Source organism: Roseobacter sp. GAI101 (assembly GCF_000156335.1).
Lineage (GTDB): Bacteria > Pseudomonadota > Alphaproteobacteria > Rhodobacterales > Rhodobacteraceae > Sulfitobacter.
On record NZ_DS999213.1, the window covers coordinates 1046114 to 1063253 of the forward strand.

The window sequence follows — 17140 nt, forward strand, 5'->3', positions numbered from 1 at the left end:
GACGGCACGCGGCATGGGGTTCAGGGGCACCGCAGGCGATCTGCTGGATCCCGATATAAACCTGCAATACGGGGTCAAATATCTGCGCGGTGCATGGCTGCTGTCCGACGGAGACCACGCCACCGCGATCAACTGGTACGCACGTGGCTATTACTACGAAGCCAAGCGCCGCGGCATGCTGATCGAGACCGGATTGCGCGACGGCTAGTCGGAAAATTCAAATTTTCCGGATCGAAATTTCCAATTTTCCAGCGCGTAACGCGGGCGCACCCGATACCACCGCTTCGCTTGCCATCAACTTTGTTTCCCCAAAACGCAAAAGGGCCACCCAACCGGATGGCCCTTTCAAAATAGCGAAACTTAGAGGTCTTTACTCTTCGTCTTCCAGCGCCTCGACAGCCTTCTGCAAGTCTTCCTTGGACACTTCTTTTTCATTCAGTGTCGCCTGTTCAAACACATAGTCAACGACCTTGTCTTCGAACAAAGGAGCCCGCATTTGCTGCTGCATCTGCTGGTTTTGCTGAACGAATTCAAAGAACTGGCGTTCCTGACCGGGGTACTGGCGCGCCTGGTTCATGATCGCTTGGGTCATCTCGGCATCGGATACGGAAACCTCGGCCTTCTGGCCAAGCTCTGCCAACAGCAGACCAAGACGCACACGGCGCTCTGCCAGTGCCTTGTGCTCGTCCGTGGTTTCGATCTCGGGGTGATCGTGGCCCTGAACGTCAGGGTTTTCTTCGTGCCACAGCTGGTGTGCGATCTGGCCGGCTTCGGCTTCGACCAGCGACGGGGGCAGATCAAAGCTGACCAGCTTGTCCAGCGCGTCAAGCAGACCGCGCTTCATGACAGCGCGCGATGCGCCCGCATATTCGGCTTCAAGACGCTCAGCGATCTGCTTTTTCAGCGCTTCAAGGTCTTCGGCACCGAATTTCTTGGCCAGCTCGTCGTCGATCTTGGCGGCAACGGGCTTTTTAACCTCTTTGATCTTGCATTCAAAGACAGCTTCCTTGCCCGCCAGATGGGGGGCCTGGTAATCCTCAGGGAAAGACACGGTCACGTCTTTTTCTTCGTCGGCAACAACGCCTACCAGCTGGTCTTCGAAACCCGGGATGAAGGAGTTCGAACCAAGCACCAGCGGATAGTCTTCTGCTGCGCCGCCTTCGAACGCCTCGCCATCAACTTTGCCAAGGAAATCAAATACGATCTGGTCGCCGTCTTTGGATTTCACGCCGGCCTTGCGCGCTTTGAAATCCTGAGCCGTCTCGGCCAAGTTCGCCAAAGCTTCGTCAACGGCTGCATCATCCGCCTTGACGACCATCTTTTCCAGCGTGATCGAGGAAAGATCGACCTCGGGAATCTCAGGCAGCGCTTCGTAGGTCATGGTGACCTCGACATCATCGCCCTCTTTCCAGTCTTCGTTGGACATCTTCACGTCAGGCTGCATCGCAGGGCGATCGCCGGATTTCTCGAAATGCTCCTGCATGGCACCATCGATGCTTTCCTGCATCGCTTCGCCCATGATCTTGGGGCCGAACTGCTTTTTCAGCATCGCCATCGGCACTTTGCCTTTGCGGAAGCCCTTCATTTCGACTTCGGGCTGCGCTTCGGCCAGCTTTTCGTTGACCTTGGCCTCCAGCTCAGCTGCTGTCACAGTGATGGCATAGCCGCGTTTCAGACCTTCGTTCAGCGTCTCGTTGACCTGCATGTTAGCTCCATAGGGTAAGGCCGCGCAATTCAGGTGCGCGGGCGGAAAAATTTCCGCTCTTCTATTGGGGCCTGCGCCGGGGCGCAAGCGGATTTGGGGTGTCATGCCCGGGCGGGCCGTAAATTAACAGCGCGCACAACGGAAAATCACATACCCAAGGCTTCTTTGTACATCTCAAGGACGGCTTCTTCTTCGGCGATATCGTCCTTGTCGCGTTTGCGCAGCGCAATCACCTTGCGGATCACCTTGGTGTCGTAGCCGCGCGATTTCGCTTCGGCCATGACTTCCTTCTGCTGCTCGGCAAGATCTTTCTTTTCGGAATCAAGCCGCTCGATCCGTTCAATGAACTGGCGCAATTCATTGGCAGTGACGCGGTATGTCGCATCGCCAACGACGTCCGGAGATTCTGGGTTTGTAGCGCTATCGCTCATGGGGGGCATCCTGTGTCTGGAAAGGGTCAGCGCACTGACTAACGCCGCGCCTGCCCCCCCGCAAGCCACACTTGCCCCGTCGGCGCAATTCAGGTAGCCCGCGCATCATGGAAAATACATCGACATCACTGTTTGAAATTTTGATCTGGGCCGGTGCCGCCATTTCACTGATCGGTCTTGTCGGGCTGGTCTGGTGCATCGTCCGTGTGACCCGCGCCAAACGTGCAAAGCTGGGCGAAGACGAAATGCGCGCCGTGCTGCAACAAGTGCTGCCGCTGAACCTTGGCGCGCTGTTTCTGTCTGTGATCGGATTGATGATGGTCGTGGTCGGCATATTGCTCGGCTAGGCCCGCTTGCTGTGGCCGCAGTTTGTGATTGCTACACATTCAAAAAAGTATATATATCCTTTTGAATGATACGGGCTTTGCCCCCCGTATCCTAAAAGGAGTAGGTGCACATGATTGAAATGGACTGGATCTGGGGCCTGATCGGCGGCCTTACCATTGGCTGCGGCGGTGCCGTTTATCTTTTGGGGAACGGCCGCATCATGGGGGCCAGCGGAATCATCGGCGGCCTCGTAGATGGATCGGGACGCCATGAATGGGCCGATCGCATGGCCTTTCTGGCAGCACTGATCATCGCACCTGCGCTTGTCGTCTATTTTTCGGGTAGCATTGCCCAGACAAATCTGACGGGGAATATCGTCATGGTCGTGCTGGCGGGCCTTTTGGTCGGGCTTGGCACGCGGATCGGTAACGGGTGCACGTCGGGCCACGGGGTCTGCGGCATCTCGCGGCTTAGCCCGCGCGGCATCGTTGCAACTTTGGTCTATATCGCTGCAGGCGCGCTGATCGTCGTCGCCTTGCGCGCCATGTTCGGAGGGCTTTGAGATGCGGCACCTTTTATCAATCCTGTCCGGCGGCCTGTTCGGCATCGGTCTTTACCTCTCTGGCATGACGAACACTGACAAGGTTCAGGGTTTTCTGGATTTCTTCGGCAGCTGGGACCCGACGCTGGCCTTTGTCATGGGCGGCGCAATTCTGCCGATGGCCGGGGCCTGGGCCCTGACACGCGGCCGCAAACCTCTGATCGGCGGAGACTTTCCTGAGCGTCCCGAGGCCAAGTTCGACCGCAAGCTGATTGTCGGCGCGATCTTGTTCGGGATGGGCTGGGGCCTTGTCGGCCTGTGCCCCGGCCCTGCCCTTGCCTCGCTTGGCTTTGGCGGTGTCGGCGGGCTGGTTTTTCTGGCGGCGATGCTGCTTGGCATGTTGGCGGCCCCCAAGGCGCGGCTAATGCTGGACAGAGCCTAAGGGCCTAGGGTAGATCAAATCCATGGATATGCGTCACATCACCCCCCGCTTCTTTGCTGCCCCCCAGATCGACCCGGCCGACATGCCGGAGATCGCAAAGGCGGGCATCACCCTGATCTTGTGCAACCGCCCGGACGAGGAAGTGCCCCCCAGCCATCAGCACACAGCCATCCAAGCGGCGGCCGAGGCGGCAGGCATTAAATTTGCGTTCAGCCGCTGACGCATCAGACGATGACACCGGACATCATCGCCCGTAACCGCGAGATCGGCGTAGGACAGGATGAAACCGTCCTGGCCTATTGCGCATCAGGGACCCGGTCGACCATCGCCTGGGCCTTGGGCCAGGCAGGCACACAGCCTGCCGATGATCTTATCGCTGCGGCGCGGGCTGGCGGCTATGACATCAGCCACATGCGTGGAATCCTCAGCGCCAGCTACGCCTGACCAAAAACGACTAGGCCCTAGCCGATCTTGAACTGGCCGGGGCCGTCATCTTCTTCCTCAGACGCCATCCCGAATCCGTCTTCAAACCCCGGCAGATCAGACATGTCAGGCATCTCTGCCATTTCAGGGGTTTCCGACATGCCTTCCATCGCCGAAAAATCGGCCATCTGGGACATTTCGGGCAGGTCGGATATATCAGGCATCTGTGGCGCGTCGCTTTGCCAGTCGGACGCGTCTATGCCACCGCCATCATGTTCCAGAGCCGGCAGGTTTTCCGGGTCATAGATTGCTTCGAACGACGCGTCATAGGCCCCTTGTGCTGCCAATTCACCCACATCAGCCGCGCGGCGCTTCGGTGCATCACGGGTTTTCACGCGATGTTTCAGGCGCATGGCCCGCATGCCGTCAGATTGCCCCAGTGATCCGACACCCAAGATACGGCCATCTTTGGTCCTGACTTGCGCCGCGTCAAAGGAAACAGAGCCCAACGGCAATACCTGCCCCACATGCAATCCGCCTGCGTCGCGGATCGACATGGTGACCTGTGCAAGCGAGACCATTAATTCGGCCTTCAACTGCAGGACAGAGGCGCTGAGGGTTCTGGGCGCGACCGGATCGGCCGCTGCACTACCAGCGTCGGGGCTGGTGGGGGCCGCGACAGCATGACGAGGCGGCACAGGCAGACATAAAACAAGCTCCCCCTGCCGGGCCCCTTGCGCCATATCGACCGTCATCCGGATGATATGAAATTCGGGCGCGTCCAGCGACAGCATCAACAACCGCACATTATGTGACTTTGCGCCAAACCTGTATCCTGTCAGCACGGCGCGATCTTCGTCCGTTTCAACCAGTTTCGCGGCGCGTTCAAGCAATGCGTCAATCAGCGGGGCGGCCAATGCTGCATCAGTGCCGGTCATTGGCCGGACAAACCCAGCCGGCGCATCAAGCACCTTTCCCATTGTTTGTTGCTGTATCAGGCCGCCGACAAGGGCCGGATCGATCATCACGGCCCCGCACAGCCCACGGGGGCCATCCATCAGGATAAGCAGGTTTTCATCCTTGAGGATATCCCGGCACTCTTCATTGTCGACGGTGTGCTGCGTCACACCCATTGTGGCCAAGGGGAGCGAAAACAGATCATTGCCGACTTTGGACAGGGTCAACCGCAGCGCTTTGGGCACCGAAACAGTGCGGGACTGGTGCAATGCCTGTCCTGCCTGCGTCTTTCGCCGCATCGCTGATTGAAGTTGATCCGTCACCTGATACTCCGCCCGGGACCTGCCCCACTTGCCTTTGTTCTAAAGGCTTAATGGTTACCATGGTCTTTATGCAGATGCAGCGAAGCGGTTTAATTCCTGTAACTTGCCCGGTTGAGGGGTCGGCAGCGTCACCCGGAACCCGGTGCCGGGGCTGTCTGGCAGATATGAAATTTCGCCGCGCAGCCGGGTGATGATCTCGCGGCAGATGGCAAGGCCAAGCCCTGCCCCCTCGCCGCCCTGACCGGCCACACGGGTGAATTTCTCGAATATCAGATCACGGGCATCGGCGTCGATCCCCGCACCGTTATCGATAAAATCCACGGCAACCGTGCTGCCCGATGCGTGCACACGCACCGCCAGACAGGGCGCGTCGGACACGCAGTATTTCTGCGCATTGGTAATCAAATTGATAAAGACCTGCGAAAGCCGGTCCAAATCGGTCTCGAGCGCGACGTCTTCGCTGTCACGGTCCCGATCAATCTTGATTTCGCGGATGTTGGCGGCCTGACCCGTCGTAACGGCAAGGTCCAGCACATCGCGCAGCGATCCGCGCTGCTGGTTCAGCGTCACTTCGCCGTTCTCGAGCACCGAGAGGTCCAAAAGGTCGTCCAGCAGCCGCGTCAGGCGAATCGTCTCTGAATGGATGATCGACGCATAGCGGGTCTTTTCCTGCGGGCTCAGCGCCTCGGCGTCGCGCAAAATCTCGGAAAAGGACCGGATCGAGGTCATCGGCGTGCGCAATTCATGGCTGACCTGGCTGAGGAAACTGTCCTTTTGATGGGACAGTTGCGTGAGCTTGTCATTGGCGCGGCGCAGCTTTTCGGCGGTATCGGACAATTCACGTGATTTCACCTCGAGCTGGCTGGAATATTCCAGCATCTGCGCCGATTCGTCCGCAACAGCCAGCAGGTCCTGCACCGACACGGACGCCCCACCGACAAGTTGCGACACCATCGCATGGGCGGTCGCCGCTCCTACAGATGCCGCCAGTTCCCGCTCCAATGCCTGAACAAAGGCAGGGGTCGGTTCGGGCAGGCCTTCGGATTTTTCCTGAAGCTGCGCTTGCGCCCGAAAGAACGCCTGCGCCTCGGCGGCCCCCAATATGCGCTGCGCCATGATCATCAGGTCTTCGCTGGCAGCAACAGAGGCGGTCCAGCCCCGCGCAGGGCTTGAGTGGTCAAAAATATTGACGAACTGCGCCCCCTGTAGCCGTTCGACCGGGGACGGGAAGCTGAACAGCGATACAAGGATAAAGGCCAATGTGTTCAAAGACAGGCTCCAGACAACGGCGTGGACCGTGGGGTCCAGCCCGCCTACGCCGAACAGCGCCTGCGGTCGCAGCCAACCTATCCCGAAAAGCCCCTGCTCAAGCGTGGCGGCGGACAGCACGGCGTCGGGGCCAAAGCTGGGCAGGAGCATGGTAAAGACCCACAAACCAAAACCGATGCCCAACCCCCACAATGCGCCCATGCGCGTGGCACCGCGCCAGAATATGCCGCCCAGCAACACCGGCAGAAACTGCGCGACCCCCCCAAAGGAGATCGTCCCGATGGCCGCCAGCGCCCCGCTGCCACCGGAGGCGCGGTAATAGAAATAGCCCAGCGAAATGATGAACAGGATCGACACCCGCCGCGACAGGATGACGACATGGCGGACATCGCCCGACTGCTGGACGCTGGTCTGCCCCAACGCCAGCCAGATCGGCATCACGATGTGGTTGCTGACCATCGTCGACAATGCCAGCGTCGCCACGATCACCATTGACGTAGCAGAGGAGAACCCGCCCAGAAAGGCGAACATCGCAAGTGTGTTGTGTCCCTGGCTCAGCGGAAGGCTCAGCACGAACAGATCGGGGTTCGACCCTGCGGGCAGCAGATCAAGGCCCACAACAGCGATCGGCACAACGAAAAGGCTCATCATCATCAGGTATAGCGGAAAGGCCCAACTGGCGGTTTGCAGATGCCGTTCCTCGTCGTTTTCTACAACCATCACCTGAAACATGCGCGGCAGGCAGACAAAGGCCGCCGCCGCCAGAAAGGTCAGCGCGGCCCAACGGCCGCCGTCGACCTGCCACGTGCCAATGGCGGATTGGTCGATGCGGGTCATCGCCTCGGTCACGCCACCGGCAAGGCCCCAGACCACAAACACCCCGACTGCGATCAGCGCCAGCAGCTTCACGACGGCCTCGACCGCGATGGCGATGACGACCCCGTGGTGGCGTTCATTAACGTTCAGGTTGCGGGTGCCGAACAGGACGGTAAACAGCGCCAGCCCGATGGCGATCCAGAACGCCGCTTGGGCCGTATTGATCGGCTCTGCCCGACCGTCCAGCACACCGTTGGCCACGCCCGCGGGGGCGGCAAAAATCGACAGCGACAGGGTAACCGATTGCAATTGCAGCGCGATATAGGGCGTGACGCCGATCACGGCCATCACGGTAACGAGGATCGCCAGCAGGTTCGATTTACCGTAGCGCGACGAAATCAGGTCAGCGACCGATGTGACCCGATGCGACCGCCCGATCCGCACGAGGCGGCGCAGCAGCCACCACCACCCGATCATGACAAGGCTCGGCCCCAGATAGATCGTGACATATTCCAGTCCCGACCGCGCGGCGTATCCGACAGCTCCGTAAAACGTCCAGCCAGTGCAGTAGATCGACAGCGACAGGGTATAGACCAAAGGCGAGCGCAGCAGCCAATCGCCCCGCCCCCGGATCGCGGCGCGTTCGGCGGCAAAGGCAACAATGAACAGGCCGACCACATACAGCAAGCACACTGCGATCAGCTGGTTCAGGGACACCATCAGCTTTTGGCTTCCTGAACAATCTGGCGGGCCGTCCGCCGCCACAAAAAGAACGCCAGTGCAATCGCCCCCAGCCAGACGCCAAAGATATAGCGCACGGCGTGGGACATCGACACAGCGGCGACATCACCAGCATCTTGCACCGGCCACAGCAACGGCACCATCCAGAAGGCCAGGACCAACAGTGGCAACAGCCGGACCGCGTCCATCATCCGGCGAAACCGGTAGCTGCGCCGTTCCAGAAACAACGGGGATGCCTTGCGGCCGGTCATGCGGTCAGCGACCCCGGAGCGGTCAGTTCACGCACGGCATCCAGCATCTCAGCATTTGAAAACGGCTTGGTCATGAAACGGCTGACCCCGGCAAGTTCGGCCATTTCACGGTCGCGGGCATGGCCGCGCGCGGTCAGCATCAAGATGGGCATATCCGCAAACCCGGCATCGGCGCGCAGTTCCTTGAGAATTTCAAACCCGCTTTTGCCCGGCAGCATCACATCAAGCATCACCAGATCCGGTCTGGCCTTTCGGATCACCTCGACTGCGGCATTGCCATTGGCAAGCGTTTCGACCCGCCAGCCTTCGCGGCCCAGCAAGAACCTGATCGCCTCAGCGATGTTTGTCTCATCCTCGACGAGCACCACGTGCTTTGTCATCGGTCTCTCCCCTCCGCATTTGGCCACGGCCCCTTGTCCCGGGGTCTCGACTGGCCGAAAAACACGATGCACCGGATTTACGCCCCTGTCAAAAGCCTGATGCCGCCGGATCAAACGCCGTCATACAGGATCGATGGTTCGCGGCGGGCCGGACAGCCGTCGCGCGGGCAGACACGGCAGGTTGCACCAACGTCCAGTCTGGCGCTGGCGATTTCTCGTGCAGGCAGGATCAGCATCACCGCCTGCACCAGTGGCGGGGTGTTATAGCTGGACGGGCCCAGGGTTTCGCAGGTGGCGATACAGTCGAACTCCGACGATGCGCGGCCAAGCTGATGCAACCTTTCGCGCGCCACGACACCGGTTTGACCCAGAACCGAAAACAAGGGCCACAGCGGGCAACACGCCCCAAAGCGTGGCACCACGAACCCGTCGATGGACTTGCGGAAAATCACGGTACCGGAACGGTCGCACACCAGCAGCCCCGCCCCCAGTTCCGGCAGTGCCGCCATGCGGCGCAGAATGCGGGCAACGGGTTGATCCAATTGCATGGCAAGGGCGACAGGATCGGGACCCAAGGTATCAAGTGCGCCCCTGAGCGCCGAAATCGACAGCGCATTCGCGTCGCGCGCCACCTGTTGCAGAACATTTGCGGCGATGTGACGCCCTGCGACGCTTTGCAATTCGGGGGCGGCCTGGGTCAGCTTTTCAATCGCACCGGCATCAAGGCCCGCGACCTCGAGCGTGGCAAAGCTGAAACGGTGAGCTGCCAGAAACGCCTCGACCTCTTCCTGGGGGGAATTGGCGACCGATGATGCTTCGGGGTCGGCCTCAAGATACCCTACCAGGGCCTGGGCACTGTCTGCCAGACGGCGGCTGTCCTGGTCGATGTTGACATGGAAGCGGTCGCGCCATTCCGGTTCAAGCGTCTTTGTATCGGCAAGGATCGACGCGGTTGACCGGATCGCGGCGGCAGTCGTCAGCAATTCATGCATGGAGGCCGCAAGATGCGGATCATGGGCCAAGCGGTCGGTCAGGGTTTCCACCGTGCGTTCCAGCGTTGCGATACGGCGCTGCGCGCTGGCCAGCACATCGGCCCAGCCGGGAAACCGCCCCGCGAATTCATCGGCGCGACCGGCCTCGGGGCCGCTCAGGCCCGCGTCATCGGCAGCCTCGCGCAGGGACGCGATCAGCGCCGCCTCGGCCCCTTCGGTCAGCGCCGTCGGTTCGACCCCAAGCGCGTTTGCGATGTTCAGCAGCAGCTTGCCGCCGATTCTGCGCCGGTTGTGTTCGATCAGATTGAGATAGCTCGCGGATATCCCGATCTCTTTCGCGAGATCGGCCTGTTTCTGGCCAGCCATCACGCGCCGCTCGCGAATGCGGCTGCCGGTCAGCGCCTCACGCGACACGGGAACAACTTGTAGGTTTATGCCGCATTTTCAAAGACTTTCTGCGCTGCAATATCATGTAATTTACAGTAAAGTAAAAGTTATTGCGAATATATTTACAGAATAAGTGTTTTTATCAAGGGGCTTATTGCTTGGTTTTCACTTTTGCCATCTTATCCTGTTTGCACCTCTGTGCATCGCGTACCTGGAATATAACCATGACGCGGTTTCAACAATTGGGAGGAAATACATGTCATTTTCGAATTTGACACGTCGTGGTCTGATCAAGACCGGTGCCGTTGCAGGCGCAGGCCTAGCATTGCCGACGTATCTGAGCGCTGCGGCGCATTCCGGCTTTACCAACGCGCCGCAGGGCGACACGGTGACACTGGGTTTTAACGTTCCACAATCCGGCCCCTACGCGGACGAAGGCGCAGACGAACTGCGCGCCTTCGAACTGGCTGTCGAACACCTGAACGGCATGGGCGACGGCGGTATGCTGCAGACCTTCAGCTCGAAGGCGCTGGACGGTACGGGCATCATGGGCAAGAAGGTCCAGTTCGTCACCGGCGACACCCAGACAAAATCCGACGCTGCGCGCGCGTCTGCCAAGTCGATGATTGAAAAAGACGGTGCCGTGATGATTTCCGGCGGGTCGTCCTCCGGTGTGGCCGTGGCCGTGCAGGCGCTGTGCCAAGAGGCTGGCGTGATCTTCATGGCGGGTCTGACCCACTCCAACGACACGACGGGCAAGGACAAGCGGGCCAACGGGTTCCGTCACTTCTTCAACTCGTACATGTCCGGTGCGGCCCTCGCGCCTGTTCTGGCAAAAGCCTACGGCGCTGACCGCAAGGCCTATCACCTGACAGCGGATTACAACTGGGGCTACACTACAGAAGAGGCCGTGCGCTCTTCCACGGAAGCCTTGGGCTGGGAAACAGTCAACGCCGTCAAGACACCGCTGACACAGACCGATTTCTCGGCCTATATTGCGCCTGTTCTGCAATCCGGTGCCGATGTTCTGGTTCTGAACCACTACGGCGGGAACATGGTGAACTCCCTTACAAACGCCGTTCAGTTCGGCCTGCGCGACAAGATGGTCAACGGCAAGCAGTTCGAGATCGTCGTACCGCTTTACTCCGAGCTGATGGCACGCGGTGCCGGTGCGAACATCAAGGGGATCCTTGGGTCGCAGAACTGGGACTGGAAACTGGAAGACCAGCTTGGCGCGCGCTACTCGGGCACGAACGCTTTCGTTCAGTCCTTCGGTACCAAGTACGGCTTCCCGCCAAGCCAGGCAGCGCACACCTGCTATGTGCAGACCCTGCTGTATGCGGATGCTGTCACACGCGCCGGGTCGTTCAACCCCTGTGCGGTTGTCGAAGCGCTGCAAGGCTTCGAATTCGACGGCATGGGCAACGGTCCGACCTTGTACCGCGCCGACGATCACCAGTGCTTCAAGGACGTTGTCGTCGTGAAGGGCAAGGAAAACCCGGAAAACGAATTCGACCTTGTTGAAATTGTTGAAGTAACCCCGGCCGATCAGGTGACGTACGCACCCGATCACCAACAGTTCGCTGGCGGTAGCTTGGGCACCTGTAACCCGGGCGCGTAAACCACCACACCCTTTGCAGGGCGGGCCATCCGCCTGCCCTGCAAATTTCGGCCTGCAGACCCGCCGTCCTTTTCAGGGCGTGCGGCATGTGTGACAGATGGGACAGACCATGGACGCAATTCTCCTTCAAATTTTAAACGGCCTCGACAAAGGATCAGCCTATGCGCTGATTGCGTTGGGCCTGACGCTTATTTTCGGCACCTTGGGCGTGGTAAACTTTGCCCACGGTGCCCTGTTCATGATCGGGGCTTTCTGCGCCGTCACCTTCAGTAAGCTGCTGAACCTCAGCCACACTATCGTCGACGACAGCCGCAAGGACTTCCTGGGCAATCCGATGAAGATCGACGTGCCCTATCTGCATGAATTCTTCGGGCAGGCCGCCGGGGATGTGATCATTGATTGGGCGGTACCGCTTTCGATCCTGTTCGCGATCCCGGTCATGATCGGCATCGGCTTCGCAATGGAGCGCGGGTTGATCAAGCACTTCTACAAGCGTCCCCACGCGGACCAGATCCTCGTTACCTTCGGTCTGGCGATCGTAATGGCCGAACTGATCAAGTATTTCTACGGCGCAAACCCGATCCCGACCCCTGCCCCTGCGGCCTTTGCCGGATCGTTCGATTTTGGCGCGCTGATCGGGGCGGATCCCAACACGATCATCTATCCGTACTGGCGTCTGGTATATTTCTGCTTTGCAGCCGTAATTATCGGCGCGGTCTTTGCCTTCCTGCAATTCACCACCTTCGGGATGGTCGTGCGCGCTGGCATGGCGGATCGCGAAACTGTCGGCCTGTTGGGCATCAACATCGACAAGCGCTTTACCGTCATGTTCGGGATTGCCGCAGCCGTCGCCGGTGTGGCGGGCGTGATGTACGCGCCGATCAATTCGCCCAACTACAACATGGGCATGGATTTTCTGGTGCTCAGCTTCGTGGTGGTCGTGGTCGGCGGCATGGGGTCGCTGCCGGGTGCGGTTCTGGCCGGGTTCCTGCTGGGTATCCTGGAAAGCTTTGCGTCGATGGCGGTGGTGCTGGAATTCATTCCAGGCATCAACCAGATCATCATCTATCTCGTTGCGATCATCATTTTGTTGACGCGCCCCCGTGGCCTGATGGGCCGCAAAGGCGTGATGGAGGAGTAAGACATGCTCGGACTTTCGAAAAAGGACGCAGGTCTGCTGGCAATCGTCGCGTTCCTGTGCATCTTCGCCCCCTTCCTGCTGAACCCCTTCCCCGAAGGATCGGCGATGGCGCAATTCAACGCAGGTTACCCTGATTTGATGCAACGCCTTGTGATCTTTGGGATTTTCGCCATCGGCTTCAACATTCTGTTCGGCCTTACCGGCTATCTTAGCTTTGGGCATGCGGCGTTTCTGGGTGTGGGATCCTATGCCGCGATCTGGATGATGAAGCTGCTGACCATGAACGTGGTTCCGGCGATCTTTGTCTCGGTCCTGGTGGCCGGCCTGTTCTCTCTGCTGGTGGGATGGATTTCATTGCGCCGCTCGGGCATCTACTTCTCGATCCTGACGCTGGCCTTTGCGCAGATGTCTTATGCGCTGGCCTATTCGGTTTTGACACCGATCACCGGCGGTGAAACCGGCCTGCAACCGAAATACACCGACCCGCGTATTCTGGACGGGGCATTGCCTGCAGGACAATCGCCGCGCGCCAATCTGTTCGGCCTTGATATGAAGGCCACGACGGAATTGCGGCTCGGCGACTGGGTGTTCACTTTCAACGCGGGCTATTACATCGCCGCTGCGACCATGTTGCTGGCTTTCTACCTGTCCATTCGCATCTTCCGGTCGCCCCTTGGAATGATGTTGCGCGCGGTGAAATCGAACCAGCAGCGGATGAACTATACCGGTCTGAACTCCAAACCCTACACGCTGGCGGCCTTCGTGATCTCCGGCATGTATGCCGGGCTTGCTGGCGGGTTGCTGGTGGCGATGGACACGCAGGTTGGTGCTGAACGGATGTTCTGGACGGCGTCTGGCGAGGTCGTGTTGATGACGATCCTTGGCGGTGCAGGCACGTTGATTGGTCCGGTCTTGGGCGCGGGTTTCATCAAATACATGGAAAACATCGTCTCCAAGATCAACGAAACCGTTCTGGAACAGTGGTTTGCCTTCCTGCCGGACGGCCTGTCGGATGCCATGGTCGCAATCGTCTATCCCTTCGTGGGCAAGGGCTGGCACCTGACGCTGGGTCTGCTGTTCATGATGGTGGTGATTTTCCTGCCCGGCGGTCTGGTCGAAGGCGGTCAACGCATCGGCAGGCTTTTCCGGAGCAAGAAATCCGAGCCTGAAACGCCTGACGGCAAAACAACACCTGCAGAATAAGGAGCGGACACCATGGGTATTCTTGAAGTCAAAAATGTCGGTAAACGCTTTGGAGGTCTGCAAGCCCTCGGAAACGTGAACCTGAGCATTGCGGAAAATTCGGTCCATGCCATCATCGGGCCGAACGGGGCGGGCAAATCCACGCTGCTCAACGTGCTGGTCGGCAAACTGATCCCCGACACGGGGTCGGTGATGTTCGACGGGCAATCGGTGCTGGGGCGCAAACCCTATGAGATCAACCAGATGGGCATTTCCCGCGTGTTCCAGACGCCCGAGATTTTCGGCGATCTGAGCGTGCAGGAAAACATGATGATCCCGTGCTTTGCCAAACGGGACGGTGCCTTTGCCATGAACGGATATGGGTCGATCACCAGCCAACAGGACATGATCGACAAGGCCGAAGAAATGCTGGTGAACATGAAGCTGGCGGACAAACGCCACATGCACGCGGCCGCCATGTCACGGGGCGACAAGCGACGTCTCGAGATCGCGATGTGTCTGGCCCAGGATCCCCGCCTGCTGCTGCTGGACGAACCGACCGCGGGCATGGCGCGGGCGGATACGAACAACACCATCGACCTTCTCAAGCAGATCAAGGAAGAACGCGACATCACCATCGCGATCATCGAACATGACATGCATGTGGTATTCTCTCTGGCTGAACGGATCACCGTACTGGCCCAAGGCACGCCGCTGGTCGAAGACACCCCCGACAAAATCAAGGGCCACCCCAAGGTGCGCGAAGCATACCTGGGCGAATCGCAAGACGCCGCCTGACCGATTGCTGCATGCCGTAGGCCCGGATCGCCCCGTCCTACGCCCCTCGCAAGGATATCAAGATGAACACGAAACCCGATTTCTCGAAGAACGCAAACCACGCGGCCACCGCCCCCGCCTATCTGTCGGTTTGGGACATTCACGCGTATTATGGCGAAAGCTATATCGTCCAAGGCGTCAGCTTCAACGTCCATGAAGGCGAAATTCTCGCGCTGCTGGGCCGTAACGGGGCGGGCAAGACCTCGACCTTGCGGGCCATCGCCCAGATCGGTACGCCCGAATTGCGCAAGGGCGAGGTTTGGCTGGATCACAAGCCATTGCACAAGATGGCCAGCTACGAAGCCGCCGCAAATGGCCTGGCCCTCGTCCCCGAAGACCGCCGGATCATCGCGGGCCTTACGGTCGAGGAAAACCTGCAACTGGCGCAGATCGCGCCCCCTATCGGCTGGTCGCTTGACCGGATTTACGAGCTTTTCCCCCGTCTCAAGGAACGCCGCAAACAAGAAGGTGTAACCCTTTCGGGCGGCGAACAGCAGATGCTGGCGATCGCCCGTGCCCTGGCACGCGACATCAAGGTGCTGTTGCTGGATGAGCCCTACGAGGGGCTGGCCCCCGTCATCGTTGACGAGATCGAAAAAACGCTGACGCTGATCAAGTCGCAGGGCATCACGACAATTCTGGTCGAACAAAACGCCGTGCGTGCGCTGAAACTGGCGGACCGCGCCGTCATCATGGATACCGGCAGCGTCGTCTTTGACGGGTCCGCCGAGGAAGTGCTGAACAACGCGGAACTGCGGGCGGAATACCTCGCCATCTAAGCGCAGCGGCGGCAACGGGCACGGAGTCTTCGAATTTTCCGCTCGCCGCTGCGGCGCTATGATTTCAACAGCTCACGCAGTTCGGTCTTGAGGACCTTGCCATAGTTATTCTTTGGCAAGGCTTCCAACCGCACATAAGCCTTTGGGCGTTTGAAACGGGCGATCTGCGACAGGCACAACGCGTCCAGTTCGGCTTCGGGCGCGGTCCCAACGATGAATCCAATCACTTCTTCGCCCCAATCGGGGTGCGGGCGGCCTATGACCGATGCCTCAATCACCTGATCATGCTCAAGCAGCACTTCTTCTACCTCTCTGGGATAGACGTTCGAGCCGCCCGTGATGATCATATCTTTGCTCCGGTCGTGCAGCGTCAGATAGCCCTCGGCGTCCATCACCCCCACATCGCCCGTCATCAGCCAGCCATTGATCAAGGTCTTGGCCGTCGCCTCCGGATTGTTCCAATAGCCCGGCATCACCGTCTGGCCCCGCACCATGATTTCGCCCGCCTCCCCCACGGGAAGGGGGTGCCCTTGCGCATCGCCAATCTGCACCTCGACTGCCGACTGCGCCCGCCCGACGGATCCCAACCGCGCCCGCCAATCGGGATGGTTCCGGTCGCTCACGATCTGGCGCGGCATTGCCGTAATGCCCATCGGGCATTCGCCCTGTCCGTAAATCTGCGCAAAGACCGGACCGAAATGATCCACCGCATCAATGATATCAGCATTGTACATGGGCCCGCCCGCATAGACGATGGTGCGCAGCCCGTCCCCGTGACGCCCGCTGGCCCGCGCGTGATCCGTCACACGCTTGACCATCGTGGGCGCAGCAAACATGTGCACGCGCCCGAAATGCGCCGCCAGATCAAGGATTTCATCCGCCTCGAACCCACCCGAGGCGGGACAGACATGGCGCGCGCCCATCTGGACATGCATCAAGTTATAAAGCCCGGCACCATGACTAAGGGGGGCCGCATAAAGTGCTGCGTCATCCGGCGAAACAGGATCGACGTCGCTGTGGTAACAAAGCGCCATCGACAGCGCCATGCCGTGGGTGATGATCACCCCCTTGGGCTTGCCCGTCGTACCCGAGGTATAAAACAGCCACGCCAGATCTACGGAAGCGCGCGGAACCACCGCAGCCACCGGCTGCACCGTCAGGATGTCGCGATACAGGTCGGACGGGGCCACGATACAGCTGATGCCATCCCCAAGCCCCGTTTCCAGACCGGGGCTGCAAAATACGATCCGAGCATCGGAGTCCTCAAGGATGTAGGCCGTCTCGCGTGCGTGAAGCTTTGCGTTGATAGGCACCACCGCCGCGCCTGCATACCAGATGCCGTAGAAAATGATCAGATAGTCAGGCGTGTTCTTCATGAAAAGCGCGATCCGGTCCCCCGGCCCCACGCCCTGTCCGATCAGCCATGCCGCCACCGCACGGGCCTGCGCATCGAAGGTGCCATAATCCGCAACTTCTACCTGCCCTGCGAACAAGGCCGGCCTGCGCGGCCCCGCTTCGGCGCTGCGCGCCAGCCAAAGCGCCAGATTCATGGTAAACTCCCCCCGTTTGACGCCAGTTTGACAAGCAACCTTACC

At 59.7% G+C, this 17140-nt stretch carries 16 protein-coding genes and 3 pseudogenes; 11 read left to right on the plus strand and 8 right to left on the minus strand.

Translation table 11 applies throughout. From position 1 onward, the window contains the following. Nucleotides 1-208: pseudogene (locus RGAI101_RS04925) on the plus strand (lytic transglycosylase domain-containing protein); the annotation flags it as partial. A 162-nt stretch (nucleotides 209-370) separates the two neighbouring features. On the opposite strand, the gene tig reads toward RGAI101_RS04925, so the two are convergent. After that, nucleotides 371-1705: a trigger factor gene (gene tig / locus RGAI101_RS04930; RefSeq protein ID WP_008225758.1), complete on the minus strand. Its 1335-nt coding sequence runs from the start codon at nucleotides 1703-1705 to the stop codon at nucleotides 371-373. A gap of 146 nt (nucleotides 1706-1851) precedes the next feature. Further along, on the minus strand, nucleotides 1852-2136 hold the full coding sequence (locus RGAI101_RS04935; protein WP_008227100.1) for a DUF2312 domain-containing protein: 285 nt from the start codon (nucleotides 2134-2136) through the stop codon (nucleotides 1852-1854). Nucleotides 2137-2243: 107 nt separating this feature from the next. Here RGAI101_RS04935 and RGAI101_RS04940 point away from each other — a divergent pair, with 107 nt between their 5' ends. From RGAI101_RS04940 to RGAI101_RS04955, 4 genes and pseudogenes are all read left to right on the plus strand, one after another. After that, nucleotides 2244-2483: a hypothetical protein gene (locus RGAI101_RS04940; protein ID WP_008227871.1), complete on the plus strand. Its 240-nt coding sequence runs from the start codon at nucleotides 2244-2246 to the stop codon at nucleotides 2481-2483. A gap of 110 nt (nucleotides 2484-2593) precedes the next feature. Further along, complete coding sequence (locus tag RGAI101_RS04945; RefSeq protein WP_008228476.1) at nucleotides 2594-3025, plus strand: YeeE/YedE family protein; 432 nt, start codon at nucleotides 2594-2596, stop codon at nucleotides 3023-3025. Nucleotide 3026: 1 nt separating this feature from the next. Further along, complete coding sequence (locus RGAI101_RS04950) at nucleotides 3027-3446, plus strand: DUF6691 family protein (RefSeq protein WP_008228831.1); 420 nt, start codon at nucleotides 3027-3029, stop codon at nucleotides 3444-3446. Nucleotides 3447-3468: 22 nt separating this feature from the next. After that, a pseudogene (locus RGAI101_RS04955) lies at nucleotides 3469-3890 on the plus strand (TIGR01244 family sulfur transferase). 17 nt (nucleotides 3891-3907) lie between these two features. On the opposite strand, the gene RGAI101_RS04960 reads toward RGAI101_RS04955, so the two are convergent. The 5 genes from RGAI101_RS04960 to RGAI101_RS04980 form a co-directional block, all read right to left on the minus strand. Beyond that, nucleotides 3908-5149, minus strand: coding sequence for a FliM/FliN family flagellar motor C-terminal domain-containing protein (locus RGAI101_RS04960; protein WP_008225180.1), 1242 nt, complete (start codon nucleotides 5147-5149; stop codon nucleotides 3908-3910). Between the two features lie 66 nt (nucleotides 5150-5215). Next, entirely contained in the window at nucleotides 5216-7954 is a 2739-nt protein-coding gene (locus tag RGAI101_RS04965) for a sensor histidine kinase (RefSeq protein WP_008228315.1), read from the minus strand. Next, nucleotides 7954-8226 (minus strand): hypothetical protein, encoded by a 273-nt coding sequence (locus tag RGAI101_RS04970; RefSeq protein WP_037227441.1) that lies wholly within the window; start codon nucleotides 8224-8226, stop codon nucleotides 7954-7956. Before RGAI101_RS04970 ends, RGAI101_RS04965 begins: the two co-directional genes overlap by 1 nt. Beyond that, entirely contained in the window at nucleotides 8223-8606 is a 384-nt protein-coding gene (locus RGAI101_RS04975; RefSeq protein ID WP_008228823.1) for a response regulator transcription factor, read from the minus strand. The genes RGAI101_RS04970 and RGAI101_RS04975 overlap by 4 nt, the downstream gene beginning before the upstream one ends. 110 nt (nucleotides 8607-8716) lie before the next feature. Then, nucleotides 8717-10012 carry a helix-turn-helix domain-containing protein gene (locus RGAI101_RS04980; protein ID WP_008228445.1) on the minus strand — a complete coding sequence of 432 codons (1296 nt, stop codon included), beginning with the start codon at nucleotides 10010-10012 and terminating at the stop codon, nucleotides 8717-8719. 229 nt (nucleotides 10013-10241) lie between these two features. Between RGAI101_RS04980 and RGAI101_RS04985 the strand changes: the two genes are divergently transcribed. The 6 genes and pseudogenes from RGAI101_RS04985 to RGAI101_RS05005 all read left to right on the plus strand — a co-directional run bounded on the left by RGAI101_RS04985 (nucleotide 10242) and on the right by RGAI101_RS05005 (nucleotide 15545). Next, a complete protein-coding gene (locus RGAI101_RS04985) occupies nucleotides 10242-11606 on the plus strand; it encodes a substrate-binding protein (protein ID WP_008226581.1) in 1365 nt (454 codons plus the stop codon). Nucleotides 11607-11715: 109 nt separating this feature from the next. After that, on the plus strand, nucleotides 11716-12747 hold the full coding sequence (locus RGAI101_RS04990; RefSeq protein WP_037227443.1) for a branched-chain amino acid ABC transporter permease: 1032 nt from the start codon (nucleotides 11716-11718) through the stop codon (nucleotides 12745-12747). 3 nt (nucleotides 12748-12750) lie between these two features. Beyond that, entirely contained in the window at nucleotides 12751-13950 is a 1200-nt protein-coding gene (locus RGAI101_RS04995; protein ID WP_008228436.1) for a branched-chain amino acid ABC transporter permease, read from the plus strand. Nucleotides 13951-14064: 114 nt separating this feature from the next. After that, nucleotides 14065-14433 (plus strand): annotated as a pseudogene (locus tag RGAI101_RS22680) (ATP-binding cassette domain-containing protein); the annotation flags it as partial. Between the two features lie 153 nt (nucleotides 14434-14586). Beyond that, nucleotides 14587-14727: a hypothetical protein gene (locus tag RGAI101_RS22685; protein WP_413820763.1), complete on the plus strand. Its 141-nt coding sequence runs from the start codon at nucleotides 14587-14589 to the stop codon at nucleotides 14725-14727. Between the two features lie 62 nt (nucleotides 14728-14789). Continuing rightward, the gene (locus tag RGAI101_RS05005; protein WP_008225350.1) at nucleotides 14790-15545 is read left to right on the plus strand and encodes an ABC transporter ATP-binding protein; all 756 of its coding nucleotides are present in this window, start codon (nucleotides 14790-14792) and stop codon (nucleotides 15543-15545) included. A 56-nt stretch (nucleotides 15546-15601) separates the two neighbouring features. On the opposite strand, the gene RGAI101_RS05010 is transcribed toward RGAI101_RS05005, so the two are convergent. Beyond that, complete coding sequence (locus tag RGAI101_RS05010) at nucleotides 15602-17095, minus strand: class I adenylate-forming enzyme family protein (RefSeq protein WP_008226906.1); 1494 nt, start codon at nucleotides 17093-17095, stop codon at nucleotides 15602-15604. Nucleotides 17096-17140: the final 45 nt, after the last annotated feature.